We start from the raw sequence: 25,520 nt of genomic DNA, 5'->3' as shown, positions 1-25,520 counted from the left end.
CATGGAACAGCGTGTCAGATTTAATCATCGACTGTGTGAAAACCAGTCGATTTCTTTATTGTTTTGTGGTATACTAATCGCAAAGCGAACAATCTGCTGCGCGGCCGTATGCGTTCACCGCTTCAAACAACCGCGCACTGCGGCGGAGGGAGATCCAGATATGGTTCGGACATTCAAAAATGCACTTAAATTAATATTCTGGGACTGGAGTACCCTGCTTCTCTTTGAGTTAATCTATAAATCAGCGGCCCTGGCAGTCGCAATCCCTGCGCTAAAGGCGCTGCTGGATTATGCCATACAGCAGGCGGGGTTGCGGTATCTAACCATGGATACCCTGCCGGTTCTCATGCGGAATCCCATAGCAGTTCTGCTGGCAGTTGGGACAATCTGCGTGTACGCGGTCTATATCTTTATTGAGATGACGGCCATCGTGCTGTATTTTGACAATGGCGTTCAGGGAAAGTGGACAGGGGCGGGGCAGCTGTTTTTCTCGGCGGTGCGCCGCGCATTCCGCATTTTGAAACCACAAAATCTGTTAATGGTAGTCTTCGTTCTGCTGATGATCCCTATGTCAGGGTTGGCACTGACGACTGGCCCCTTCGGCTCTATCAGCATTCCAGGGTATATATTGGACAATATATTAAAAACCCCGGTATTGAATGCCGTCTATAAGATCGCGTCTGTACTTGTTCTCATCTTCATTGTGCGATGGGTTTTTAGCATCCATCAGGTAACGCTGGCAGGCGACAGCTTTCGGAAGGCTTGTAAGAAGAGTGTGGACTTAGTCAGAGGGCAATTTTTTCATACCGTTTGGATGTTTATATTGTGGTTTGCGTTTATTTGGGGAATTGCCCTTGTGATCTACCTGATGGCCCTCGGCATTGTATATCTGCGGGTGCGCTTGGGGGTTCCCATGGCAAGCGCGCGCATTGTGTTTCAGCGAGACTGTGCAAAGCTGGACGACTTCAGCTCCCTGTTGATTACTTTATTTGGGTTTGCCGCCAGCTTCAGTTTCATCGCAGCGCTGTATTATAATGCCCGGTTTTATCAAGCCTTTACCTTCAAAAAGACGAAGCGGGAGACGCATCGCCATCTCTGGCGCCGCTTGGCAAAAGGGGGCCTCATTGTAACCTTGGCCCTCCTCTATATCAATGCGACTACAGTTCACGTGGTGATTTTTGACAGTGATGAGGACAGGGTTTCCATCGCAGCCCATCGAGGCGGATCCGCCTTCGCGCCGGAGAATACCATTGCCTCTCTTCGGGAAGCGGTGCTGGGGGGCGCCGACTACGCGGAGATTGATGTCCAGCAAACCCGGGATGGGGAGCTGATCTTGCTGCATGACAGCAATTTTGCAAGGACAACAGGCGTTCACAAGAATGTCTGGGAGGTGGATTTCCAGGAGACAAGGGAGTACGATGCCGGTAGCTACTATTCCAGCGCATTTGAGGGAGAGCAAATTCCCACGCTGCGGGAGGCGCTCGAATACGCGAAGGGAAAGCTAAAGCTCATTATCGAGCTCAAGGCCACGGGCCATGAGACCAACCTGGCGGAGGAGACGGTTCGAATTGTGGAAGAGTGTGAGATGGAACAGGAGTGTATGATCGCATCCATGAATCCATCCATACTGGAGACGGTGAGGCGGACCAATCCGTTTATCAAAACTCAGTACATTGTATCCGCGGTGTACGGGAACATTATGAGTATCCAGGAGGCGGACTGCTATAGTGTGGAGAGAACGTTTGTATCGCGGGATCTGCTGACTCTCCTACACCGGCATAAAAAGGAATTATTTGTCTGGACAGTCAATACGGAAGAAAACATGCGGAAACTGATTGCTATGGGAGTCGATGGAATTGTGACGGATAACCCATATTTGGTGACCTACTGCCTTCGAAATATGAGCAGCAATCAATTGGTGCAGGCTATCGCAGATCGGGCATTTCCAGAGATATTGGGGGAGACCGATGACGTAGGAAGGACGATAGCGGAAGAATGACGTTGCCTCAGCGGTGTGCGGTGAAGCAGCGCTGGGGTATTTCGCAGAAAAATACAGGAAATGGGGGAAACTAGGTTATGAGAGAGTTACAGGAGGTACTGGATCACATATTTTCACAAACCGTCAGTCGCATTATCCTCAGCAACCCAGAGAACAACCAGGGGTACCAGAAGATTGCAGTCCGCCGGATTCAGATAAAAGGAGAACTACAATATCAATTCGAAAAGTACACGAGAACGCAGGTATTCCATGAAAATCTGACGGCTGAAGAGGCAAAGAAATCACTATTGCACTGTTTGCAGACGCAATTTCGGCAGATGGAGGCGCTGACTGATGTGCAGACGCATCTGTGGAAACGATCAAAAAAAGGAAAGCAGTTGTATCATGAGAAAACAAGGGAGCAGCCATATCAAGAGACAAATTTGGCTCACAATCGAGAGAAACAGTATCTTCTTCGCGAAGGCAATGTGATTCCACCTTTGGTGGATCTCGGAATCTTTACGCCGGAAGGTAAGATTGTCCAGTCCAAATATGATAAGTTTAAACAGATTAATCGTTTTGTTGAAATGGTAAATGACAGCATACCGGAGAATCGCAAAACGCTGACGGTCGTTGATTTTGGCTGTGGGAAATCCTACCTGACCTTTATATTATATTATTTTCTCACAGAGGTGAGAGGAATAGAAGCTCGGATAACAGGCCTTGATCGAAGGCGGGATGTAATTGAGCACTGCCAAAGGATAGCAGAAAAATACGGATACCATGGTCTACACTTTGAGATTGGAGATATTGCAGGGTACAAGACAGAAGAACATGTGAATATGGTGATCAGCCTTCATGCGTGTGATACGGCGACGGATTATGCCATATGGAACGCCATTGCCTGGAAGGCAGACATGATCTTTTCTGTTCCTTGCTGTCAACACGAGGTGAATCAACAACTGCGGGGAGGGAGCTCTGCGATTACTCGATATGGGTTGTTAAAAGAGCGCTTCGCCGCTCTTATGACGGATTCCATTCGCGGTTGCCTGCTAGAGTCGCAGGGATACCACGTTCAACTCTTGGAATTTATTGATATGGCGCATTCTCCGAAAAATGTGTTGATTCGGGGAATACGGGGAACTGTCAGTGATGGAAAACGCAGGGAGGCTTTGCGTCAGGCAGAGGCCGCTATAGACGAGTATCAAGTGAGCCCTGCGCTGTACAGACTATTGATGGAATCGAAGGAGAGAGATGGATGGAACAATGGCACATGAATCGCCTGTCTAACATAGAGCTGGCCAGATACTATGATTCGATGGACTTTGAACGCCGCTATACGTATGATGGCAGCGACCTGGGAAGCACGTATACTCCCGAAAAAACCACCTGGAAAATTTGGTCGCCTTTAGCGGATGCGGTTGAGGTGCGGCTGTACACAAGAGGCAGCGATTCAGAGGAAGGGGCTTCTTTCCGCGGGGCTTATGCCTGTGACTCGGCGGGCCGGGGAGTGTGGTCTCTGAGCTTGGAGGGCGATTACCATGGGATTTACTATACCTATGGGATTGTGATCAATGGAAACAAAACAGAAACGGCGGATCTCTATGGAAAGGCCTCCGGCGTAAACGGGTGGCGGAGCATGGTGGTTGACCTTAAGGCAACGAACCCCCCAGGGTGGGAGCAGGATCACCGTATCTCCTGTGAGCACAGCACAGACGCCATTATTTGGGAGACACATGTACGGGATTTTTCAGAGTCCCCCTCATCGGGCATGGTGCATCGAGGACAATATTTAGCGTTTACGGAGACGGATACGACAGTCAATGGAGAGGGGATGGCGCCCACCGGCATTTCATATCTTAACTATCTTGGGATTACCCATGTTCATTTGCTGCCGGTTTTTGATTATGCGACTGTGGATGAGCGCGACGGGCAACAATATAATTGGGGATACGATCCTCTCCAATATAATGTACCAGAAGGGTCCTACGCGTCGGATCCTTTTGACGGGGCCGTGCGGATTCAAGAATTTAAGGCGATGGTTCAAGCCCTTCACCGAGCGGGAATCGGCGTTGTCTTGGATGTTGTCTTTAATCACACCTTTTTCACAGAGGAATCGGCCTTCCACAAGACGATGCCATATTACTATCATCGGACCAATTTAGACGGAAGCTTTTCCAATGGTTCTATGTGTGGAAATGAGACTGCATGTGAGCGCACCATGTGCCGTCGTTTTATTTTGGATTCGATCCTGTATTGGACAACGGAATACCACATTGATGGGTTTCGCTTCGATCTGATGGGTATCCACGATGTGGATTTCATGAATCAGATACGGGGGGAGCTAGACCGTCTCCCCCTCGGCAAGTCCATTCTCATGTATGGGGAGCCTTGGACAGCGGGACAGATTGCCCTAAGGCCAGGTTTGCTGCCAGCGGTGAAAGGCAATGCGCGGTTGCTTAACGAGCGAATCGCTATCTTTAATGACGATACCCGGGATGCCATTAAGGGAAATGCTTTTTCAAGCGATACCGTAGGGTTTATCAATGGCGGCTGGGGAATGGAAGAGCAGATTCGCAGGTCGATTCGGGCATGGGCAGGGACAACGGATACGGTGTCCCTGCCGACACAGACGATCTCCTATACATCGGCCCATGATAATTATACCCTTTGGGATAAGCTGACAGCGACGATCAACGATGGAATTTTAGATTATGACCACTACAATTTAAGCCGCATTGCTGCGAACAAATTAGCGGCCGCCCTTATCTTGACATCACAGGGAATCCCATTTTTTCTGGCGGGAGAAGAATTTGCCCGAACAAAATGGGGGGATCACAATAGCTATTGCTCGGAAAGTAGGGTCAACGCGCTAGATTGGAACCGTACCAATATTTTCCGGGAAATAGTGGAATACTATCGAGGCTTAATTCAAATTCGAAAGCAGTTTTCTGCTTTTCGAGACCCAACGGGTGAGAGTATTCAGCAGATATATTTTTCCGCACCTCAGGATCAAGTCGTCGCTTATACGTTGGAGGGAAAGCCGCAGGATGCGTGGCCGTGGATTGCTGTAATATTGAACGCGAGTCTCGGCGAACGCGAGGTCATGCTGGAGACTTGGCAGGGGAAAACACTTCCGGAGCGGTGGATGATCATAGCGGATGAAAAGAGCGCAGGGCTCACTCCAATTTCATATGTGGAGGGGAATCGCATGCGCGTCCCAAGAGCCAGTGTCACCATAGCGGCAGGCTGCGGCGGCCCGTGAGAAGGGGAGGAGCAGCTGGGCAACCGGTATTTCGTTTCCTGGACAACGGAATGTGTAGTATAGCTAAAATAATTTCGTATATTCAAAAATATTTGACAAAAATTCACAATACCATCTTCTCATTCTTCCCTGAGTGTGATATAATACTTGAAAATAGCATGTATTGTGGAGGGGATAAGAGGTCATGTATACGTCTGGGCGAAGAATAGAAAAAGAAAACGCTGACTGGGACTATGACGATAATGAGTATCCGTTGGGTTCGCTGAATGAGGAATCTACAATTTTTCTCATAACTGGGCCGCGGGGGAGCGGAAAGAGTACATGTCTATTGCGTGTCAGAGAAAAGCGTGGCCAGAAGCCGACAATTTTACTATCCATGGGAGAATTGCGTGGAACTACACTGGAAGCAATGCAGGAATGCTGGAAGGGCATAATACGCCAATTATACGTGGATTATCAAGCGGTAATGGACGAGCCGTATATTTCCGCCGCAGATTTGAGAGTTGTCAAAAAGATGCTGACCTCCGATTCCGATATCGTGCTTTGGGTGTACTGGGCAGCGTCTTTTTTGCTTAAGGCGATGTACGCCTGCTGTGGCCATAAAGTGATGATACTCGTGGATGATTATGACCTGCCTATTTTAGAAGGAATTCGATATGGGTATCACCGGGAGGCGATTGGATTCGTCTCCTCCATCTTAAATGCCTGGTATGAATATTCTCACTATATTGAGGGGGGCTGTGTCGCATGTACCTATCCATTTCAGGGAAGGGGGATCTTCTTTACTAGGGCGGCTGTACGATATTTGAGGCCGCTGCGGAGGCCGGCTACAGTGTGGGAACAAGAGATACAGTACCTTTTGGGGGACTTTATACAACGGAAATTGCCAGACATGGTCGATCTTCTTATGCCGCTGCTGAGCGGCGATCCCATTTCTTTTAAGCTAGGAGACTATATCGGCATGGATGAGCGCGGTCTGAAAGAAAAACAGGATTTTCTTCGCGTCATCCTGGCAGGGCAAAAGGGAAAACGTATAGAGGAGGGCGGGACAACGGAGGTGGATGGCAAGGCATGCCGGGACCTGTTGCAGCGGCTTACCCTTGCGGCGATCGCTGGATATTTCCGCCTTCCCAACATGATGTTTCCGGGGATGAGCCAGGCGATTCACGCAGGTAATATTCAGGGATTTGAGGCACAATTCCGGCGATTTTGGCGGGAATTATACATACGGCAAGGCTATGATCTGACATTGCTCTGCAAGACTTTTATGCTTGGATATGCTGGATGCAGCCTCGAGCGGTATCATTTTATGCTACTGTATCAGAAGCGGGAAAATGAATATCACATGGTGGCCAGGCCGTACTCTGATACCCACAGGACTGTCGTTGCGGCTCTTCGAATCTCGAGGCGAAGACCCGAATGCTATCAGGAGGAGGCTGGCAGATTAAAAAAACACATCCATTCTGCTGCCTACTATAAAGCATTCCCCAAGGGGACAAGAGTCTTTGAGTGCGCGGTCGTCCTCCCGTTTCATGAGACAAGGTGAATCGAAATGGTGTGGGCGAGAGGATCCTGAAAAAGGAGAGCCGTGGGACAGCCAAAGGCGATGGTATTTGATTTAGATTAGGATATGAATGTAGAGGAGAGATGGCGATGAGAACAATGAAATTAGGGGGTACCGGGCTGGACGTCCCTGTCGTGGGCGTGGGCTGTATGCGGTTGACGGAACTGGATTTGGCGTCGGCGGAACAATTCGTACAAACGGCATTGGAACAGGGAGTGAATTTTTTCGACCATGCCGATATCTATGGAGGAGGCGCCTGTGAGGAGATCTTCGCGAAAGCTGTCCACATGAAGCCGTCCGTGCGGGAATCGATTATCCTACAGTCGAAATGCGGAATTCGCTCCAATCCGCCGAGGTTTGACTTTTCAATGGAGTATATCCTGTCCTCTGTCGACGGGATTCTCCGCAGGCTTCAAACGGACTATCTGGATGTTTTACTGCTCCATCGCCCTGATGCGCTGATGGAGCCGGAGGAAGTGGCGGAGGCGTTTGAGCGGTTGTACACGTCGGGAAAGGTTCGGTATTTTGGGGTATCCAATGAGAATCCCGGACAGATGCAGTTGCTTCAGAAGTGGCTGCGCCAGCCGATTGTAGCCAACCAGCTACAGTTTGGCGCCGCTCACGCGACGATGATCTCCAGCGGGATTAATGTGAATATGATCAATGATGCCGGCATCAATCGGGATGGTGGAGTTTTAGATTTCTGTAGGCTTCACGATATTACCATTCAGCCCTGGTCGCCCTTTCAGCACGGATATTTTGAGGGGGTCTTTTTGACCAACGAGAAATTTTCGGAGCTGAATCAAACATTGCTCGCTATCGGAGACCGATACGAAGTATCCCCCGCGACAGCCGCCATCGCTTGGATCTTGCGCCATCCAGCTCACATGCAGCCAATTGTAGGAACGACGAAGACGGAGCGGCTGAAAGAGATCTGTCAAGCTGCCGATCTATGGCTGACAAGGGAAGAATGGTATGAGATTTACCGCGCGGCGGGCAATGAGCTCCCATAGACGATTTGCTATCTTCTTTTTGCATCATTTAAACTCAGGATTTTAATATGACGCATACGGTCAAAATCCCGTTTTCCCGGCTGTAGTTGATATCGCCGTCGTATTTCCTTGCCGCTGTCATCATGCTGTCGATCCCGATCCCCTTATGCTTGATCATATTGTTTTCTATGGCAAGGCCCGACTGACAGGGGTTGCTGCACACGATGACGGTTTTGTCCGCAACAGTTCGGATATTGACGGTTATCTCGCCGGGGGAATCACATTCCTTACAGCCGTTGGTGGCATTTTCCAAAAGGTTGGAGAGGATTGCGACAAAATCCATGTCGGCTATGGCTGTCTCCTCCTGCGTATCCGCAGAAATGGAAACCGAAATCCCGTCGTTTTGCGTTTTTGTATAAAAGGCATTTAAGATGGCGTTTACCGTAACATGCGGGCAGAAATCTTTCGGCTTTGCCGCGTCTAAGCTGTCATTGTACTGTTCTATATAGTGCAGAGCATCCTGGATATCGCCCTTTTTGAGCATGGCGGCGATGTTTTGGTTGTGGTGCCGAAAGTCGTGCCGGATGGTTTTGGCAAACAATTCGTTCTCCCTTGCAATTTTGAGCTGCCCTTGCAGATACTCCATATTTTGGCTTACCAGCTCCATTCTGTTTTCAGTGAGCATATATCGGATGGTTCCGAAGATAACCCACAGCACCGAGCAATAGAGTATGACGACGATTGCGAAGAGAGGAAGGTATTGTGCAACATGATCATAGCCTGCATGACAGACGGTCAGAAAGAGTAAAAAAACAAATGTAAACAGTATGGAAACCAAAGAGATGGAATACCAGGTTTTCTTCTTTGCTCCCGATATCTCCCTCACAGTGGGACGCAGATACCGGACATAGGCCCATACCGTCGGGATGTAAAGCAGCGTACGGAGTATGTTTTTGGCATACGTGGCGCCAATTTCGGACAGATTAGGAAAACATATGCCGCATAGGATGATGGAAATACATTGGAAAATGCAAAACATATTGGCATAGCTGACAAACAGGAATATCTTTTTGCAGATGGGATCTGCCGAGGTAAATATAAAAACAAAAAATCCCACCGTGATGGTGACTAAAAACGCGACGGCAATCATGTATGCCGAGCTGTGATCAAACAAAAGAAAGGCTACCGACGTCAGACACACAAAGACGATACAAAACAGTGAATAAACGAAGGCGGTTTTCTTGGCGGAATATTTTCGCTCGCTCATTGCCGCAAGGCAAGTGAGATGCGTCATGCCCAGCAAAGCCATAACCACAGTCACGTGTATCATTTCCCCGTTGCCTCCCTTGTATAAAAATCGAAATACTGCTTTTTCAGCGCGCCCCGCAGCCGCCGGGGGACGGGTACGGTTTCGCCGTTTGCCATTTCCAGCGTGGTCTCAAGCAGATTTTGTACACAGCGGAGGTTGACTATGTACGAGGCGCCGACCATCACAAAGCCACTGGCATTCTGAACCAGCTTTCCAAACTCTGTAAGACTTGTGCGCGTTTTCAGGCAATTTCCCGATTTTAAGTGTATTTCCACGCTGTGATTTTTCGCCTCAGCGTACAAAACCTGATACAAATCGATGCGGTGAATCTCCTTTCCGCATGGAATGGGGACATACAAGCGGTTCCGTCTTTTTTCAATCACCCTGTCGAGCGTGTCAGTCAGTCTTTCTCTGGTGTACGGCTTTGTCAGATAGTCGCTGACATGCAGGGAAAAAGCCTCCACCGCAAAATCGGGGCTCGTAGTCAAAAAGACAATATCTGTGCTGTTTTCGCTTTTGCTCAAAATTTCCCGTGCGATTTCGGTTCCCAAAACGCCGGGCATACAGATATCAAGCAGTGCAATATCGGGAACGCCGCTTTTGCCGATTTCCTCCAACATCGCAAAGGGATTGGAGAAACATTCTATTTCAAGGGAAAGCTCCGAATGAACCGCTGCATACTCGGATACGATTTGTTTCATAGTTTCAAGTTCGCTCTTTTGGTCATCACATATCATAAGGTACATGCCATATTGCACCTCCAACTTTTGTGATAAAAACAGCACCGGCGGTCTAAAGCAACTTTCGGTGCTGTCTGTAGGATGCTGTATTTTACACATTAAATCGGAACAAGATCACATCTCCGTCCTTGACCTCATACTCTTTCCCCTCCGAGCGCACGAGACCCTTTTCCTTTGCAGCGGTATAGGAGCCGCAGGCCATCAGGTCCTCGTAGGAGACGACCTCGGCGCGAATGAAGCCTCGCTCAAAATCAGAATGGATCTTGCCCGCAGCCTGGGGGGCCAGAGTGCCGCGCTCGATGGTCCAGGCTCGGCTTTCCGTCGGGCCTGCCGTTAAATAGCTGATTAAGCCCAGCAGTTTATAGCTGGCGGCGATGAGGCGGTCCAATCCAGAGTCATGCAACCCCAGTTCTTCCAGAAAAAGTTTCTTTTCCTCATCGTCCAGAGAGGAGATCTCCTCCTCAATTTTTGCGCAGACGACAAAGACCTCTTCCCCTTCGCCTGCCGCAAAGGCCCGAACTTTAGCTACATATTCATTGGAAGCACCGTCGTCTGCCAAATCCTCCTCGAGAACGTTGGCGGCGTAGATGACGGGCTTAGAGGTCAAAAGGCCAAAGCCGCCCAGAAGCTCCTGCTCCTCTTCGGTGAAGCTCAAATTCTTGACGCGCTGCCCCTCCTCCAGGGCCTTTTGTAGGCGCTCAATCAGCTGGAGCTCGGGCAGAAACGCTTTATCAGCCTTCGCCGATTTTTGGACTTTGGCATAGCGCCGTCCCAGCATTTCCAGATCGGAGAAGATCAGCTCCAGATTGATGGTCTCGATATCGCGAAGCGGATTGACGCTTCCGTCCACATGGATAATGTCATCGTCCTCAAAACAGCGGACGACGTGAACGATGGCATCTACCTCCCGGATATGAGAGAGAAACTGATTTCCAAGTCCCTCTCCCTTGCTGGCTCCCCGCACCAGGCCGGCAATATCCACAAACTCAATGATGGCGGGCGTCGTTTTGGCGGACGCATACATCGACGTCAGCGCGTCAAGCCGTGGGTCGGGAACCGATGCGATACCGACGTTGGGGTCGATGGTACAAAAGGGATAATTCGCAGCCGCAGCGGAACCCGCTTTGGTCAGACAGTTGAATAAAGTGCTTTTTCCCACGTTGGGGAGTCCTACGATGCCTAATTTCATATAATCCTCCGTGCCCTGAATTTGAAAAAAGTATTTGCAAATCCCTATAATTGATGTATACTTAGAAGAACGAATCTTATTGTATCATATTTTGGGAAAATTTCAAGCTACATACAAAAAACAATACAGACTCAGAGAGGAAGGATTTGGTATGCCAGATATTTGGTTCCCCAATCTAGGAATTAAAATTGCACATCTCAGTAAATCGGCCTTCTCCATTTTTGGACTGGAGATTGCTTGGTATGGGATCATCATTGCCATAGGGGTTATCGCGGGATACTTGGTGGCCGCCGGCATTGCGAGGAGGACGAAGCAGAATCCAGAGATGTATTTAGATTTCCTGATTTTCGCCCTCATTTTTGCGATCATAGGGGCTCGTCTCTACTATGTCATTTTTTCGTGGGATCAATATAAAGACAATCTTCTACAAATTTTCAATCTCCGAAACGGTGGCCTTGCAATTTTTGGCGGCGTTATCGGAGCTGTGGCCACGGCGGTGGTGTTCTGTAAGAAAAAGAAATATGACTTTTGGCTGCTGGCGGATACGGCAGTGCCAGGACTTATATTAGGACAGGCCATTGGGCGATGGGGGAATTTTTTCAACCAGGAGGCATTTGGCGGGTTCAGCGATGGGCTGTTTGCCATGCGCTTGAATGTGGAGACAGCGGCCTATACAACCCCGGAACTGCTGCAAAAGGCAATCGAGACGGGGGGAACGACATATATCCAGGTTCATCCCACCTTTTTATATGAATCTGTCTGGTGCCTGATTGTATTCGCCATCATGCTGCTTGTATGGAAGAAACGAAAATTTGGAGGACAGATATTCAGCATTTACCTCATCGGATATGGGCTGGGTCGAGTTTGGATCGAGGGGCTCAGGACGGATCAGCTGCTTCTCTGGAACACACAGATTCCCGTCTCACAGCTACTTTCTCTGCTTCTCGTGATTGGCGGTATCGCTCTGATGTATGTCAAGTACCGGCCATACAGATTGCAAAAGCAGGAGAATGCCATGAAAGATCTCCATTTCGCACCGGGATTCGAGCAAAGTAGACAGCAGGACACAGGGGAAGGCGTCGAATCAACGGACAATTCTGAGGTCACAGCGCCTGAGAAACCTGAGAATTCATCTGAAAATGTAAAAGATTGACTTATTTGAAAGAAAACTGGTAAAAAGAGTTGAATTTCCCCGCGATTTGGTATAAAATAGATCATGACTGTTTTAACTGCTTGTATCGAGTATGACACAGGTAAGAGGTGAGCCAGATGATGAATGAACAAAAAGCACTGCAGCAGGAGATCATGAGAGAGAGAGAAGAATTGACGCAGATGTACATGTCACGGGGAAACACAGAGGAAATCGTGCGAAAGAGCCAAAAGCTTGACGCACTGATCGCCAAATGGTATGAGCTACAAAACAGTATAGACGTGGCGAGTTGACGATGAATCCCATGGATGGGATTCTTTTTTTTTATTTCTGTAAAAAAAACCTTGAATTTGGAGGATAGATATATTATAATGGAGGCAAGTGGGACAAAGTGGAGGATCAGGGAGACAAGGTGGTGATAGACGAGTGTTTTATGGTGAGTTTCATCATACCATCGATGAAAAGGGCCGACTGATCATGCCGGCCAAATATCGAGAACAGCTGGGCGCATCTTTCTTCATAACCAAAGACCTTTGGAACAAGGAAGAAGAAAGGTGTCTTTTCGTCTATCCACAGAGTGAATTTAACGAACTGAGCCAAAAGCTCCATAAGCTGTCCAACAGCAGCAAGGAAGCACGCTTTTTGAACCGCTATTTTTTCTCCAGCGTCCAGGATACCGCCGTAGACAAACAGGGACGGGTTCTTTTGACAACGGAGCTGCGGGAACATGCCTGCATCAATCGCGAGGTTGTTCTCGTGGGAGTTGACACCCATATTGAGATATGGGACTTGGATAAATGGGAAGCCTACAATGCATCGGATACCCTTGAGATGGATAAGCTGGCCGAGAGTTTAGGAGAATTGGGGATCTAATCAAATCAGGGAAGTCCCCCCTGCGACCATAGAGCATGAAGCGGATTGAGAGTATTCGCTCGACGTCTCTGTTCGCCGGAAATGGCTTTAGAGAAAAAACGAGGGTGAGAATCGTGGAATACAAGCATATATCCGTCTTGCGGGAGGCGAGCATTCAAGGGCTTAACATTAACAGTGCCGGCGTCTATGTGGACGGGACACTAGGTGGCGCCGGACACGCCAGTGTGATCTGCGGCCTTTTAAACGGGGAAGGTCGCCTCATTGGGATCGACCAGGATGAGGAGGCAATCCAGAATGCCAGGACGCGCCTTGCGCCCTTTGGAAATCTGGTGACGCTAGTGCGGGATAATTTTTCAAATTTCCGCCATATCATGAGTGATCTTCAAGTCACACAGGTAAACGGAATCCTTTTGGATCTGGGAGTATCCTCCCGCCAATTGGATGAGAGGAGCAGAGGATTTTCTTACATGCAGGATGCGCCGCTGGACATGCGGATGGACCAGCGGGGCGAGAAGACGGCGGAGCAGATTGTGAACACCTACTCGGAGGATGAGTTGGCCAAAGTGATCTGGGACTATGGGGAAGAGCGATGGGCCCGGCGGATTAGCCAGTTCATTGTACAGAGTAGACTCCAGGAACCGATCCGCTCAACGGGTCAGCTGGTTGCAATCATCAAGAGAGCTGTCCCCAGGAGCGCCAGGGCGGATGGGCCGCATCCGGCCAAGAGAACATTTCAGGCCTTGCGCATTGAGGTGAATGGGGAGTTGGAGATTTTAGAGCAGTCCATCCGGGATATGGTGGATTTCTTAGCCCCAGGAGGAAGAATCTGCATCATCACGTTTCATTCTCTGGAGGACCGGATCGTAAAGCAGACATATAAAGCGCTGGCGGATCCGTGCACATGTCCAAAAGAATTTCCTATCTGCGTCTGCGGAAAGAAACCAAAGCTGAAACTGATTACGACGAAGCCTATCATCCCATCGGATGAGGAGGTGGAGGAAAACCCAAGAGCGCGAAGCGCAAAGCTGCGCATTGGGGAGAAGAGATAGAGTTATATTTACATTGTATGCTGGTAAAGGAACGAGGAGGGATCGCCATGCCGAGGGAATTGTACGAGGAAGAGGTCTATGATTATTTTGAAGAAGCGATAAAGAGCCAGGCGCCCTACAGTCAAGGGAATCTGGCGCAGGTGCCGGAGGAAGAGCCGCAGATTGCGCCGCGCGTGCCCGAGACAAAGCCGGCCAGAAAACCACAACCGAAAAGACGGCCGAGGCAGAAACAGGATCCCGTTCGCGTTCGAAGCAAGATTAATTTTTTCATTATGGCAGGTCTGGTCATGTTGGGAACTCTGAGCATTGCCGTGATGTATACCCAGGTATTCAACCGGAAAGCTCAGATCCAAGCGCTGCAATCGGATCTGGCGCAGACACAGCAAGATACCGTCATCATGCGCGAAGAGAACCAGACCGGTATGACGTTGGAAGAACTGTACCAGTATGCTGTCAATGAGCTGGGGATGGTGCCAGCGGACAAGCAGAGTACAGTCTACCTGCCATTGGATGGCAAGAGCTATACGAACCAGGTGGGAGAGGTGGAGAAAGAATCCGCCTCCAGAGTCACGTTCCATTGGTTTGGGTAAGCTTTGTTGCGGGTAGGTCAGGAGGACTAGAATGAAAGAACGACAGACAAGTACAAACCGCAAGTCTGTGAAAAAAGCGAATAAGCTTGGCCGCCTTTTGTTGATTCTGTTTGTATTTGCCGGAATCTTCGGCGGCCTTTTTTTTCGAATCGGCTACATTAAGACCGTGCACGGCGAAGAATACAGCCAGAAAGTGAAGCAGCACCGGGTAGCACAGAGCGATTCCGTTATCTCCGCCATGCGGGGAAGCATTCTGGATCGAAATGGAAACATTTTAGCGGAAAGTACACGGGTATATAACGTCATTCTCGACAGCAAGGTCATTCGGGAGGCGGGCGAGGAAAAGATGAACGCCACGGTGGAAGCGCTTTGTACCAACCTGGAGATCGAGGAGGAAGCGGTCACCCAGTATTTGACAGAAGAGTATGCCAATAGCCGGTATAAGCGCCTTCCGGAGGGAAGAAAGATCTCTGCGTCTGTCAAAGAAAAATTGGAGAAGGCGATCAGCGATGGCAAGGCAATCGGCTATTGGTTTGAAGACGAGGAGCAGCGGAGCTATCCCAATGATTCGCTAGCTGCCCACGTGCTGGGCTTCAATGGGAATTATGGTGTGGAGCAGGTCTACAACGAATACATGGTGGGAACGCCCGGCCGTCAGATGATTGTTTCCAGCGAAGACGGAAGCTATGTGGAGGAATACATTGCCGCCCAGGATGGGGCGAATCTGACGCTGACTTTGGATGAGACCATCCAGTATTATATGGAAGAAACGCTGTTGGAGACGATGGTGGAGTTGAATTGCCTGCACGCCAGCGCCATCGCCATGAATCCGAAAACCGGTGAGGTTCTAGGGTTAGTGAACTATCCAAGTTTTAATCTAAACAACAGCCAGGAAGTTATCGGCATCACGGACAAATACACTTCGTATTATCCGGACCCGAATGCAGACGAGTACTATCAGGAGATCTGGAAGAATTTTGCTGTCAATGACGGGTATCAGCCGGGATCAACCTATAAGCCAATCTTTGCGTCGATCGCGCTTGAGGAGGCGTCTATCGGAACGGGCACCAGCTTTGTCTGCAACGGATGGATGAATTTCTATGACCGGACCATCCATTGCGCCTACTCAAAGGTTCATGGAACCGAGACGATCCGCGAAATTATCAAGAATTCCTGCAACGTCGGCATGACACAGATCAGCGAAAAGCTTGGAAAAACGGCATATTTAAAATATCAGGATGCCTTTGGCATCGGACAGTACACCGGCATCGATCTGGTTGGAGAAGCTGCGGGTATCATTTATACAGAGGAGACCATGGGGCCGGTGGAATTGGCCACCACCTCCTACGGACAGGGGTTTAACGTGACGCCGATCCAGCTGATAACCGCTTTCTCAGCGGTTATCAATGGGGGAGAGCTGCTACAGCCCTACGTGGTGAAGCAGGTGACAGATCCATCGGGCAACCTCATCTTGCAGAACGACAAGACGGTCGTTCGCTATCCGATCTCGAAGGAAACATCCAGCAAAATGAAAGAGTATTTGAAGGATGTAGTCGAGGATGGCAGCGGAGAAGCCGCCGCCATCGCTGGCTACGAAATCGGCGGTAAGACAGGAACGGCCCAGAAGGGCGTGTATGAGGAGAAGAAATACATTGCGTCCTTTATTGGGTTCGCACCCATCGACGACCCGGAGATCGTGCTCCTGGTCATCCTGGACGAGTCAGACAACACCGCCAGCAAACAGGCGGCAGAGTGCGCCGGTAAGATGCTGAAGAAAATCCTTCCTTATATGAATATCTATCCGAATACAGAAGAGTAAAGAAAAGCCGGGCATGGAATATCCAACGCGATTGAACAATACAATAGTAAAGACCGAAATAGGATAGGCGGGTGTTTACATTGGAATTGGACCGCGTGCCGAAGAGTTCTAAGGTCCGGCTTTTAGTTATGATGGGGGTTTTGCTCGCCATCATCGTTGGGCTATTTTTCAGAATCGGATACATACAAATCAAGCGAGGCGATTATCTACAGGATAAAGCGGATAAACTTCATAACAGGGAGCGCACGCTGGAGGCTAAGCGAGGCGATATCGTGGATGCAAACGGCGTGGTATTGGCCACCAGCGCTTCCATCAATCGGATCAGCGTCATTCACAATCAGATCGACGATGCCGAGGGGACGGCCAGGATTCTGGCCCAGGAGCTAGGTCTGAATTATGATGAGGTGTTGGAAAAAATTCAGAAGCGGGTGGCACTGCAAGTCATTCAAGATAAAGTTGATACGGAGACAGCCAACCGGATTCGCGCATATGAACTGCCTGGCGTCATGATTGATGAAAATTTTCAGCGCTACTATCCGTATGGCAGCTTAGCGGCGCAGACCATAGGGTTCGTCGGCTCTGACAGCCAGGGAATCATTGGGCTGGAAGTCAAATACGATCAGTATTTGCAGGGGATCGACGGGCAGATTCAAACGCTGACCGACGCCAAGGGGCGTGAGGTGGAGGGCGTTGGAGAGCAAAAAGTTGCGCCGGTGGAAGGCAACACACTCCAGCTATCCCTGGATGTGACGATGCAGGAATATGCAGAGCAATTGTTGGAGCGGGTGTTGAAGCAAAAAAACGCCAAAAAGGGCGCATTCATTGTCATGAACCCGCAAAACGGCGAGATCTACGCCATGGCCAACTACCCCAATTTTGATCTGAATGATCCTTTTACCATCAACGACGAAGCTCTGGCTGAACAGTGGGATACCTTCAGCCAGGAAACACAGATGGACTATCTGAACCAGATGTGGAGAAATTTTTGTATCAATGACACCTATGAACCCGGTTCCACCTTCAAGATTATAACCGCATCCGCGGCTTTACAGGAAAAGGTCGTCAGCTTAGATGATACCTTTACCTGCACAGGGAGCCTGACGGTGGCGGACCGAAGAATCCGCTGCGCCAAAACCACAGGCCACGGAACCCAAACCTTTGTACAGGGCGTACAGAACTCCTGCAATCCGGTCTTTATGACGTTGGCGGCACGGCTGGGAGCAGACCGGTTTTATCAATACCTAAAGCTGTTTCAATTCGACCAAAAGACGGGGATCGATGTCCCCGGCGAGGCCATCGGAATCATGCACAAGCTTGAGAATGTAGGACCTGTGGAGCTGGCAACCATGGGATTCGGCCAATCCATCGCCATCACGCCCATGCAGCTTATGCGGGCAGCGTCCGCGGCTGTCAATGGTGGGAATCTGATCACACCCCATTTTGGCGTCAATATTTTAGACAGCGAAGGAACCGTGCTGAAGAAATTGGAGTTCGAAACAGAAGAGGGGGTTATCTCGGAGGATGTCTCAGCGACCATGCGGGAAGTCCTAGGAACCGTCGTCTCTGAGGGAGGAGGAAGAAAAGCATATATCCCCGGTTATCAGATCGGAGGAAAAACGGCAACGAGTCAGAAATTGCCCAGAAGCTCAAAAAAGTATATTTCTTCTTTTTTAGGCTTTGCGCCCGTCAGCGATCCGCAGGTCATGGCACTATTGCTTGTGGATGAGCCGGAAGGCATCTATTACGGTGGAACCGTCTGCGCGCCCATCGTGCGCGAGTATTTTGAGAATATTCTGCCATACCTTGGAATCGAGCCGAACTACACAGAGGAGGAACTCAGCGGGGACGACGTCGGAACGTTTACTGTTCCAGGACTCCTCGGCAAATCATACAGCGAGGCTAAAACATTAGCCAGCGAGATGGGGTTTGAACTGGATGTACTCGGAGAAGGGGAGATTGTCATGGAGCAGTACCCGGGAGAAGGCGAAGAGATCAACAAGGATGCCAAGGTTGTGATTTATCTGGAGTGATGGGGGTATGGCGCGATGGATTGTTTAGAGCTGATGGAGGGGATTGACTATGAGGTTTTACAGGAGGGAAATCCACACCGGACCGTTATGGGAATCGAATACGATTCCAGGCGGATTCGCAGGGGATATGTGTTTGTTTGCCTGAGAGGGACGGTTGAGTCCGGCGTTCACTTTTTAAAGCAGGCGGCCAGCGATGGGGCGGTTATGGCCGTCACACAGGAGGAACCCACGGAGATACCCGAAGGGCTTCGTGTCCTGCTGGTGGAGGATGTGATGCGGGTTATGCCGGTGATGGCCTCGACATACTATCACAATCCGTCCCAGGCTTTATACCTGGCCGGCGTGACGGGAACCAACGGAAAGACCACGACGACGACGCTCATGTACCATATATTTCGTCACGCGGGCGAGAAGACGGCTCTTGTTGGGACCATTGAAAATCGAATTGGAGCCTTGCGATTGCCGGCGTACAATACGACGCCGCAGGCATTGGACCTACAGAGGTTATTTCGCCGAATGCAGGACGAGGGAGTCAAATGGGCTGTGATGGAAGTATCCTCCCATGCCCTGGCTCTTCACAGAGTGGACGCGCTACAGTTTGATATCGGAGTTTTTACCAATTTGACCCTGGACCATCTGGACTTCCACAAAACGATGGAAGCCTATTTGGAGGCCAAAAGCCTGCTCTTTCAGAAAGCGCGCATCGGGCTGTTAAATGTGGATGATCCTGCCAGCTGTGTCATCGAGCAAAAGGCAGATTGCCTTCTGTACACCTATGGGTTGAAGGGCAGGGGAGATTTTCAGGCCAGAGACATTCGGATGTCGGCACAGGGATTCCAATTTTCCTGGTACCAGGGAGATACGCGGTTGGGGACCGTGGCGTATCCGGCGCCGGGCCGCTTTAATGTATATAATGTTTTGGCGGCTGCCAGCGCTTGCTATTTAGCGGGAGTGCCAGAGGAACAGATTATGGAGGCCCTCCGCATGGAGGAGGTTATGGTCAAGGGCCGATTTCAGCGTCTGACGGCTGACGATGGTTTGACGGTCATTGTCGATTATGCCCACGCCCCTGATGGATTGGAAAACGTACTGTCGGCCATCCACGAATTTGTTAAGGGGCGGGTGATTACCATATTCGGCTGTGGAGGGGATCGAGACAAGAGTAAGCGGCCTGTTATGGGAGAGATTGCCGGCCGAAATAGCGACTATTGCATCCTTACGTCGGATAATCCGAGAACCGAGGATCCCCTTCGAATCTTGGATGAGATCGAGGGCGGGATTCGGAAAACGCCCTGTCCCTACGAGATCGTGGAAGATCGAAGGGCCGCTATTGAACGCGGCGTTAGGATGGCATGCCCGGAGGATGTGGTCTTAGTCGCTGGAAAAGGGCATGAGGACTATCAGATCGTAGGGCGGCATAAAACTCATTTTGATGATGTGGAGGAGGTACAAAATGCCTTTAAACAGCGAAAAAATACCTAATTGTTGCAGAGGGGAGCAAAGGTGAACGAGCTATGAAACCCATGGAGATACAGGAGATTTGTCAGAAAGCCGGGGCAAGGCTGTGGGATGGCGAGGGTAAGGAGAGGATCCACTCTGTGGTAACCGACTCCAGAAAAGTGGAGCCAGGAAGTCTGTTTATCGCCCTAAAAGGGGAACGGACCGATGGGCATGAATATCTTGAGCAGGCGTTGTCCCAGGGAGCGGCAGCTGTCATGGCGCAGGCGGACTATCTGGGAGCTCACCCCCTGTGCTGTCCAGCTGAAAAAGCAATCCTGGAGGTCGAGCATACGGGTGCCGCATTGGAAGAGCTGGCTCGGGTCTACCGCGGTCAATTTGAACTGCCCATCATCGGCGTCACGGGGAGCGTTGGCAAAACTTCTTGCAAAGATTTGATTGCCGCGGCGCTGTCTGGCCGAATGCAGGTACTCAAGACTCAAGGCAACCACAACAACAATGTGGGACTTCCGTTAACGGTATTTGGAATCGAGGATACGACTCAGGCGGCGGTCCTGGAGATGGGGATGGATCATTTTGGCGAGATCCACCGGCTGTCCAGGATTACGCGCCCCTACATCGGCGTCATAACCAACATCGGCGTTTCCCATATTGAAAATTTAGGTAGCCGTGAGGGTATTTTAAAAGCGAAGCTGGAAATCCTGGATTATATGGACCCTGCGGGTCTCCTGCTGCTCAACGGCGACGATCCTATGCTATACGGGCGAAGGGACAGGTATCCCTTGAAAACTCGATTCTACGGCTTTGAGGCCCACAATGACGCGCGAATTTTGAATGCCGATATGACGTCCGACGGAAAACTTCACATCGAGGCTGTGTGGGAGGGGGACCGCTATGATTTTATATTAAATACACCGGGACGGCATATGGCGTATAATGTTATGCCCGCGATCATGGCAGCCACAGCTTTAGGGTTGACCCGAGACGAAATTCTGTGCGGGTTAGAGCGGTTTGCGCCAACCCAGATGCGGCTCAATGTCGTAAAGACTCCCCAGTATACCCTTATAGACGACTCGTACAACGCGAGCCCAGTTTCCATGAAGGCGGCTCTGGACACCCTTGCCACTTTGCCGGGCACAGGGCGGAGGGTCGCGATCTTGGGCGACATGTTTGAATTAGGGGATTACGCTGTATTAGGGCATCGAGAGGTGGGAAACCACGCGGCTTCCATAAAAAACCTGGATGTTGTGCTCTGCGCTGGGAGCAATGCTTCCTATATTTACCAGGAAGCCGCAGAAAGTCCCAGGCTATGCTGTTACCATTTTGAGACCCTGGAAGATTTAAAGAAAAATCTTTTTGATATTTTACAAAAAGGTGATATAATATTGGTTAAAGCATCTCGGGGCATGGCCTTTGACGAAATTTGCCAGATGATAAAGTAAAGAGGTGGACTTAGGATGATAGAACAGGCTGTTTACCCTGCAATTATTGCATTCATTTTGGAATTGATACTGTGTCCATTATTTATTCCATTGCTGTCCAAATTGAAATTTGGGCAATACATCAGGGCAGAAGGCCCGAAAGAACATTTGAAGAAGGCAGGCACCCCAACCATGGGCGGAATCGTCATTCTCTTGAGTCTAACCATAGCCTCCCTGTTTTTTATGAAGGGAAATCAAGAGTTTTGGCCAGTTCTGCTGATTACGTGGGGGTTTGGCCTGATCGGTTTGTTGGATGACTTTATCAAGGTCGTCATGAAGCACAATCTCGGCCTCAAAGCCTGGCAGAAGTTTTCCCTGCAGCTCATCGTGGCAGGCCTGTTTGCTTTATATTTGTACCGGAGCGGTTTTTCAACGAGAGTTGAGATCCCGTTTACAGGCGGAAAGGCCGTGGACCTAAAGGTATGGTTTTACCCCTTCGTTATCTTTATGATGGTTGGATTCGTCAACGGTGTCAATATGACCGATGGCCTGGATGGCCTTGCGTCGGGGGTGACGGTGCTGGTCGCCACCTTTTTCGCGGTGGTCAGCTGGGGTAAGGGCAGCGGACTCCTGCCAATCGCGTCCGCAGCAGCGGGAAGCTTATTGGGATTTTTGCTATTTAATACCTACCCTGCCAAGGTCTTTATGGGCGATACCGGGTCTCTGGCCCTGGGCGGTTTTGTCACGGCGCTGGCGTTTATGTTGGAGATACCGCTGTTCCTTGTGATCGTGGGATTTATCTATGTGGCAGAGGCACTTTCCGTGATACTACAAGTGGGCTATTTCAAGCTGACCAAGGGAAAGCGTATTTTTAAAATGGCGCCGCTTCACCACCATTTTGAGCTGTGCGGGTGGAGCGAGACCAAGGTCGTCGCCGTCTTTAGTATTATCACGGCTATGTTGTGCCTAGTGGGTTTGCTGCTGGTTTAGTAATGTGGGAGGGAAGAGCGTGAGCAAGGAAACAGGAGGAAGGTTGAAGGCAGAGATGGATTTTCAGAATAAAACCGTCTTAGTTGCCGGATTGGCTAGAAGCGGAGTGGCAGCCGCAAGGTTGTGCGCACAAAAAGGCGCCGCTGTGCTGGTTCATGATATGAAAAAGCAGGAGGAGTTAAAGGAGGATACCCTTTCTCCACTGGAAGGTTTGGAGATTCAGTATCTTCTGGGGGAAGCGCCGGGGGAAGAGATTCTGCGGCGGCTGGACTGTATGGTTCTGAGTCCAGGCATTCCCACGGACCTGCCCTATATACAGCGCGCAAGAGAATTGGGCGTGCCGGTGTGGAGTGAGGTCGAGCTGGGGTACCGCCTGTGCTCAAGTCCCATCCTGGGCATAACGGGCACCAACGGCAAGACGACGACGACAGCCTTGACAGGCCAGATCGTGAAAGCTTGGAAGCCTGGAAGCCTGGTAGCGGGCAATATCGGCATCGCATTTACTGAGATTGTGGAAAAAACGGGGCCTGACGATATTGTCGTCATGGAGCTTTCCAGCTTTCAATTGGAGACCATCGATCAGTTCCATCCCCATATTAGCGCGATCCTCAATATTACACCGGACCATCTGAACCGGCACAAAACTTTGGAGGCCTATATTGCGGCCAAGCAAAATATTATCCGCAATCAGGGGGTAGGGGATTTTTGCATTCTGAACTGGGATGATCCATGCCTTCAGCACATGGGTGACGGGATTAAGGGGCCGAGGGTTATCTATTTCAGCCGAAAGGCCGCCATTCCCGGAGGCGTATATGTGAGGGGGGAGGAGTTCGTCTCGGCCCTTGAGGGGGACGTGATTCCCATATGCCGAATTGATGAGATGAAAATTTTTGGAGCGCACAATGAGGAAAACGCATTAGCGGCCATCGCCTGTGCCCTGTGCGCTGGAGTGCCAGCCTCCATCATCCGCGAAGAGCTGATGCGGTTTCCCGGCGTCGAGCACCGGATTGAGTTCGTTGGGTGTATAGACGGCGTGTCCTACTATAATGATTCAAAAGCGACGAACCCCGATGCGGCAATAAAAGGGTTGTGCGCCATGAAGACGCCGACGGTGCTGATCGGAGGCGGTATGGATAAAGCGATCTCCTTTGATCCCTGGACGGCTCTATTTTCTGGCCGGGTCAAGAAGCTGATTCTGCTGGGCGAAACGAGGGAGCAGATTTTTCAAAGTGCAGTCAGCGCAGGGTATCCGGCGGAGGACATCCTGAGAGTGAACACCCTGGAGGAAGCGGTTCGCAGCGCTGCGGATCTTGCAGAGGCAGGGGACAGTGTTCTGTTGTCGCCCGCCTGTGCCAGCTGGGATATGTTTGAGAGTTACGAACAGCGGGGAGATCTCTTTCGGGAGATGGTAACTTGTTTGGACAAAGCCAACCATTGAGGGAAAGGAGGAAGGTCTTATGGACAGCCGAAATGCAGGGCAGCCCGTCAAGCGCAAAAAGCGGTATGTCAGAACAAAAGAGCTGGAACGGCGGCGGGCTATGCGTGAGCAGGAAGTGAGAAACCAGGCCGCCGCGGGGGACAATGTGCGCCCTTTGCGCCCAGAAGATTTTCAGAGCCGGCCTTCCTCTGGAAATATGGGGGGCACCACACAGAGAAGCAGAAATGAGGGAACCGGGCGCGCATATGATTCGCGGTATAGACCGCGCTATGAGCAGCAAAGCCGCCTTCGAAGAGAGGAGGAGAGCGCACCTCGCAGCACGCCCACCCGGCGTCCAGCGGGGCCAGATCCCTCCAGACCATCCCAGAAGGCCGAGCGCTCAGCCGCGACCGCTGCAAAGCGCCCGCCGAAAAAGCGAAAGCGATACAAGCGAGTTCCAAAGGAGAAGGCGGGTGCCGTAGCCTTTACGCTGCCGCAGCGGCAGGAGAGCGATTTTACCCTGATCGCCAGCATTATCCTTCTGTCCTTTATAGGAATCGTCATGGTCACCAGCTCCAGCTACTATTCCGCATACAACAAGTTTGGCGACAGCTTCCATTTCTTCCGCCGTCAGATTATGTGGCTAGGAATTGGCGTCGTCGCGATGGTAGTGGCGTCCAAATTTCCTCTGGCCGCCTTCAAAAAATTGGCATTTCCTGCCTATATTTTGGCCAATATCTGTTTGGTTCTGGTTTTGCTTGTCGGCTCAGAAAAGAATGGCTCCCAGCGGTGGCTGGGGGTGGGCAGTCTCAGCTTTCAGCCGGCGGAGCTGGCTAAAATTGCGGTTGCCCTGTACATGGCCTATCTCGTTGAAAAACACGGGGAGGATATCACCAGTCTGAAAACATTTTGTAAATTGCTGATCGTCCTGATGATTCCAACGATCCTGGTCTTTATCGAGAATCTGTCCAGCGCTATTATAATCGCTGCCATGGGTGTCATCATTATGTTTGTCGGCGGCGTGCGGCTGAAGCACCTGTTCTGCATCGGCATCCCCATCATCGCTGTCGGTGTTTTCCTAGTGGTTCTGCCAAAGATTCCATCGGATTATCTGCCGGAGATCCTGCAAAAATTCTCGGAGGCATACGCCTACCGCGCAGGCCGCGTGTGGGCGTGGATGGACCCATGGGCTTACGCTCAGAACGAAGGCTATCAGATTATTCAATCTCTGTACGCCGTAGGCTCTGGAGGTATTTTTGGCGTAGGATTGGGGCAAAGTATACAGAAGCTCGGCTTTATACCAGAAGCGCACAATGATATTATCTTTTCCATCATCTGTGAAGAATTGGGGTTGTTTGGCGCGGGCGTCGTGTTGTTGCTGTTCTTTCTCTTGATCTGGCATGGCATCAAGATCTGCATCTATGCTCCGAACCGGTTTACCTCTCTTGTGGCAGCTGGCCTTGTGGGGCAGGTGGCGATTCAGGTTGTGCTGAATGTGGCCGTCAATACCAACACCATACCTGCGACAGGAATCTCACTTCCCTTTATCAGCTACGGCGGCTCTTCTCTATTGTTTCTCATGGCGAGTATGGGGATTTTGTTAAATATATCCCAGTACACGCGCAGAAACAGCGCAGGTTAGGGCACAGGATAAGAAATTTGGATTGTGTCTTTCGCTGGATGTCT

The 25,520-nt window shown here is 50.4% G+C and carries 20 protein-coding genes; 17 read left to right on the top strand and 3 right to left on the bottom strand.

Annotated elements, in window-relative coordinates; genetic code table 11:
- The first annotated feature begins 160 nt into the window (after positions 1-160).
- The 5 genes from H8730_RS09790 (at position 161) to H8730_RS09770 (ending at position 7,820) form a co-directional block, all read left to right on the top strand.
- Positions 161-1,999 (top strand): glycerophosphoryl diester phosphodiesterase membrane domain-containing protein, encoded by a 1,839-nt coding sequence (locus tag H8730_RS09790; protein ID WP_249289770.1) that lies wholly within the window; start codon positions 161-163, stop codon positions 1,997-1,999.
- Positions 2,000-2,076: 77 nt separating this feature from the next.
- Entirely contained in the window at positions 2,077-3,255 is a 1,179-nt protein-coding gene (locus tag H8730_RS09785; protein ID WP_249289769.1) for a class I SAM-dependent methyltransferase, read from the top strand.
- Positions 3,237-5,243 carry a type I pullulanase gene (pulA, locus tag H8730_RS09780; protein WP_249289768.1) on the top strand — a complete coding sequence of 669 codons (2,007 nt, stop codon included), beginning with the start codon at positions 3,237-3,239 and terminating at the stop codon, positions 5,241-5,243. The genes H8730_RS09785 and pulA overlap by 19 nt, the downstream gene beginning before the upstream one ends.
- Before the next feature lie 184 nt (positions 5,244-5,427).
- Complete coding sequence (locus H8730_RS09775) at positions 5,428-6,789, top strand: hypothetical protein (protein WP_249289767.1); 1,362 nt, start codon at positions 5,428-5,430, stop codon at positions 6,787-6,789.
- A gap of 107 nt (positions 6,790-6,896) precedes the next feature.
- Positions 6,897-7,820: an aldo/keto reductase gene (locus H8730_RS09770; protein ID WP_177715281.1), complete on the top strand. Its 924-nt coding sequence runs from the start codon at positions 6,897-6,899 to the stop codon at positions 7,818-7,820.
- A 34-nt stretch (positions 7,821-7,854) separates the two neighbouring features.
- Here H8730_RS09770 and H8730_RS09765 read toward each other — a convergent pair whose 3' ends face one another.
- The 3 genes from H8730_RS09765 to ychF form a co-directional block, all read right to left on the bottom strand.
- The gene (locus H8730_RS09765; RefSeq protein ID WP_177715279.1) at positions 7,855-9,129 is read right to left on the bottom strand and encodes a sensor histidine kinase; all 1,275 of its coding nucleotides are present in this window, start codon (positions 9,127-9,129) and stop codon (positions 7,855-7,857) included.
- On the bottom strand, positions 9,126-9,854 hold the full coding sequence (locus H8730_RS09760; RefSeq protein ID WP_177715277.1) for a LytR/AlgR family response regulator transcription factor: 729 nt from the start codon (positions 9,852-9,854) through the stop codon (positions 9,126-9,128). The genes H8730_RS09765 and H8730_RS09760 overlap by 4 nt, the downstream gene beginning before the upstream one ends.
- Before the next feature lie 85 nt (positions 9,855-9,939).
- Positions 9,940-11,037 (bottom strand): redox-regulated ATPase YchF, encoded by a 1,098-nt coding sequence (ychF, locus tag H8730_RS09755; protein ID WP_177715275.1) that lies wholly within the window; start codon positions 11,035-11,037, stop codon positions 9,940-9,942.
- A gap of 151 nt (positions 11,038-11,188) precedes the next feature.
- On the opposite strand from ychF, the gene lgt reads away from it, so the two are divergent.
- The 12 genes from lgt (at position 11,189) to H8730_RS09695 (ending at position 25,476) form a co-directional block, all read left to right on the top strand.
- Positions 11,189-12,190: a prolipoprotein diacylglyceryl transferase gene (lgt, locus tag H8730_RS09750; RefSeq protein ID WP_177715273.1), complete on the top strand. Its 1,002-nt coding sequence runs from the start codon at positions 11,189-11,191 to the stop codon at positions 12,188-12,190.
- Between the two features lie 116 nt (positions 12,191-12,306).
- On the top strand, positions 12,307-12,480 hold the full coding sequence (locus H8730_RS09745; protein ID WP_249289766.1) for a Spo0E family sporulation regulatory protein-aspartic acid phosphatase: 174 nt from the start codon (positions 12,307-12,309) through the stop codon (positions 12,478-12,480).
- 133 nt (positions 12,481-12,613) lie between these two features.
- A complete protein-coding gene (mraZ, locus tag H8730_RS09740) occupies positions 12,614-13,060 on the top strand; it encodes a division/cell wall cluster transcriptional repressor MraZ (RefSeq protein ID WP_177715270.1) in 447 nt (148 codons plus the stop codon).
- Positions 13,061-13,173: 113 nt separating this feature from the next.
- Entirely contained in the window at positions 13,174-14,109 is a 936-nt protein-coding gene (gene rsmH / locus H8730_RS09735; RefSeq protein WP_177715268.1) for a 16S rRNA (cytosine(1402)-N(4))-methyltransferase RsmH, read from the top strand.
- Between the two features lie 47 nt (positions 14,110-14,156).
- Complete coding sequence (locus H8730_RS09730; RefSeq protein ID WP_249289765.1) at positions 14,157-14,699, top strand: hypothetical protein; 543 nt, start codon at positions 14,157-14,159, stop codon at positions 14,697-14,699.
- Between the two features lie 31 nt (positions 14,700-14,730).
- Entirely contained in the window at positions 14,731-16,518 is a 1,788-nt protein-coding gene (locus H8730_RS09725) for a peptidoglycan D,D-transpeptidase FtsI family protein (protein ID WP_249289764.1), read from the top strand.
- 71 nt (positions 16,519-16,589) lie between these two features.
- Positions 16,590-18,548 (top strand): penicillin-binding transpeptidase domain-containing protein, encoded by a 1,959-nt coding sequence (locus H8730_RS09720; RefSeq protein WP_346726570.1) that lies wholly within the window; start codon positions 16,590-16,592, stop codon positions 18,546-18,548.
- Between the two features lie 15 nt (positions 18,549-18,563).
- Positions 18,564-20,030: a UDP-N-acetylmuramoyl-L-alanyl-D-glutamate--2,6-diaminopimelate ligase gene (locus tag H8730_RS09715; RefSeq protein WP_249289763.1), complete on the top strand. Its 1,467-nt coding sequence runs from the start codon at positions 18,564-18,566 to the stop codon at positions 20,028-20,030.
- A gap of 32 nt (positions 20,031-20,062) precedes the next feature.
- The gene (locus H8730_RS09710) at positions 20,063-21,448 is read left to right on the top strand and encodes a UDP-N-acetylmuramoyl-tripeptide--D-alanyl-D-alanine ligase (RefSeq protein ID WP_177715260.1); all 1,386 of its coding nucleotides are present in this window, start codon (positions 20,063-20,065) and stop codon (positions 21,446-21,448) included.
- Between the two features lie 15 nt (positions 21,449-21,463).
- A complete protein-coding gene (gene mraY, locus H8730_RS09705; RefSeq protein ID WP_177715258.1) occupies positions 21,464-22,417 on the top strand; it encodes a phospho-N-acetylmuramoyl-pentapeptide-transferase in 954 nt (317 codons plus the stop codon).
- Positions 22,418-22,436: 19 nt separating this feature from the next.
- The gene (murD, locus tag H8730_RS09700; protein WP_346726569.1) at positions 22,437-23,855 is read left to right on the top strand and encodes a UDP-N-acetylmuramoyl-L-alanine--D-glutamate ligase; all 1,419 of its coding nucleotides are present in this window, start codon (positions 22,437-22,439) and stop codon (positions 23,853-23,855) included.
- A 19-nt stretch (positions 23,856-23,874) separates the two neighbouring features.
- Complete coding sequence (locus tag H8730_RS09695; RefSeq protein ID WP_249289762.1) at positions 23,875-25,476, top strand: FtsW/RodA/SpoVE family cell cycle protein; 1,602 nt, start codon at positions 23,875-23,877, stop codon at positions 25,474-25,476.
- Positions 25,477-25,520 lie beyond the last annotated feature (44 nt).

The organism is Bianquea renquensis (genome assembly GCF_014384895.1).
Taxonomy (GTDB): domain Bacteria; phylum Bacillota; class Clostridia; order Lachnospirales; family Bianqueaceae; genus Bianquea; species Bianquea renquensis.
The sequence above is the reverse complement of the archived record's forward strand: the minus strand, read 5'-3'. Positions and strand labels throughout refer to the sequence as shown.

Excerpts from the sequence above, each read along its gene's own strand:
- H8730_RS09710 (WP_177715260.1), top strand. The coding sequence starts at position 20,063 with ATGAAACCCATGGAGATACAGGAGATTTGTCAGAAAGCCGGGGCAAGG.
- H8730_RS09715 (WP_249289763.1), top strand. The coding sequence starts at position 18,564 with ATGGATTGTTTAGAGCTGATGGAGGGGATTGACTATGAGGTTTTACAG.
- H8730_RS09765 (WP_177715279.1), bottom strand. The coding sequence starts at position 9,129 with ATGATACACGTGACTGTGGTTATGGCTTTGCTGGGCATGACGCATCTC.
- ychF (WP_177715275.1), bottom strand. The coding sequence starts at position 11,037 with ATGAAATTAGGCATCGTAGGACTCCCCAACGTGGGAAAAAGCACTTTA.
- H8730_RS09775 (WP_249289767.1), top strand. The coding sequence starts at position 5,428 with ATGTATACGTCTGGGCGAAGAATAGAAAAAGAAAACGCTGACTGGGAC.
- H8730_RS09730 (WP_249289765.1), top strand. The coding sequence starts at position 14,157 with ATGCCGAGGGAATTGTACGAGGAAGAGGTCTATGATTATTTTGAAGAA.
- pulA (WP_249289768.1), top strand. The coding sequence starts at position 3,237 with ATGGAACAATGGCACATGAATCGCCTGTCTAACATAGAGCTGGCCAGA.
- lgt (WP_177715273.1), top strand. The coding sequence starts at position 11,189 with ATGCCAGATATTTGGTTCCCCAATCTAGGAATTAAAATTGCACATCTC.
- H8730_RS09760 (WP_177715277.1), bottom strand. The coding sequence starts at position 9,854 with ATGTACCTTATGATATGTGATGACCAAAAGAGCGAACTTGAAACTATG.
- mraY (WP_177715258.1), top strand. The coding sequence starts at position 21,464 with ATGATAGAACAGGCTGTTTACCCTGCAATTATTGCATTCATTTTGGAA.
- H8730_RS09770 (WP_177715281.1), top strand. The coding sequence starts at position 6,897 with ATGAGAACAATGAAATTAGGGGGTACCGGGCTGGACGTCCCTGTCGTG.
- H8730_RS09725 (WP_249289764.1), top strand. The coding sequence starts at position 14,731 with ATGAAAGAACGACAGACAAGTACAAACCGCAAGTCTGTGAAAAAAGCG.
- H8730_RS09785 (WP_249289769.1), top strand. The coding sequence starts at position 2,077 with ATGAGAGAGTTACAGGAGGTACTGGATCACATATTTTCACAAACCGTC.
- H8730_RS09790 (WP_249289770.1), top strand. The coding sequence starts at position 161 with ATGGTTCGGACATTCAAAAATGCACTTAAATTAATATTCTGGGACTGG.
- H8730_RS09695 (WP_249289762.1), top strand. The coding sequence starts at position 23,875 with ATGGACAGCCGAAATGCAGGGCAGCCCGTCAAGCGCAAAAAGCGGTAT.
- H8730_RS09745 (WP_249289766.1), top strand. The coding sequence starts at position 12,307 with ATGATGAATGAACAAAAAGCACTGCAGCAGGAGATCATGAGAGAGAGA.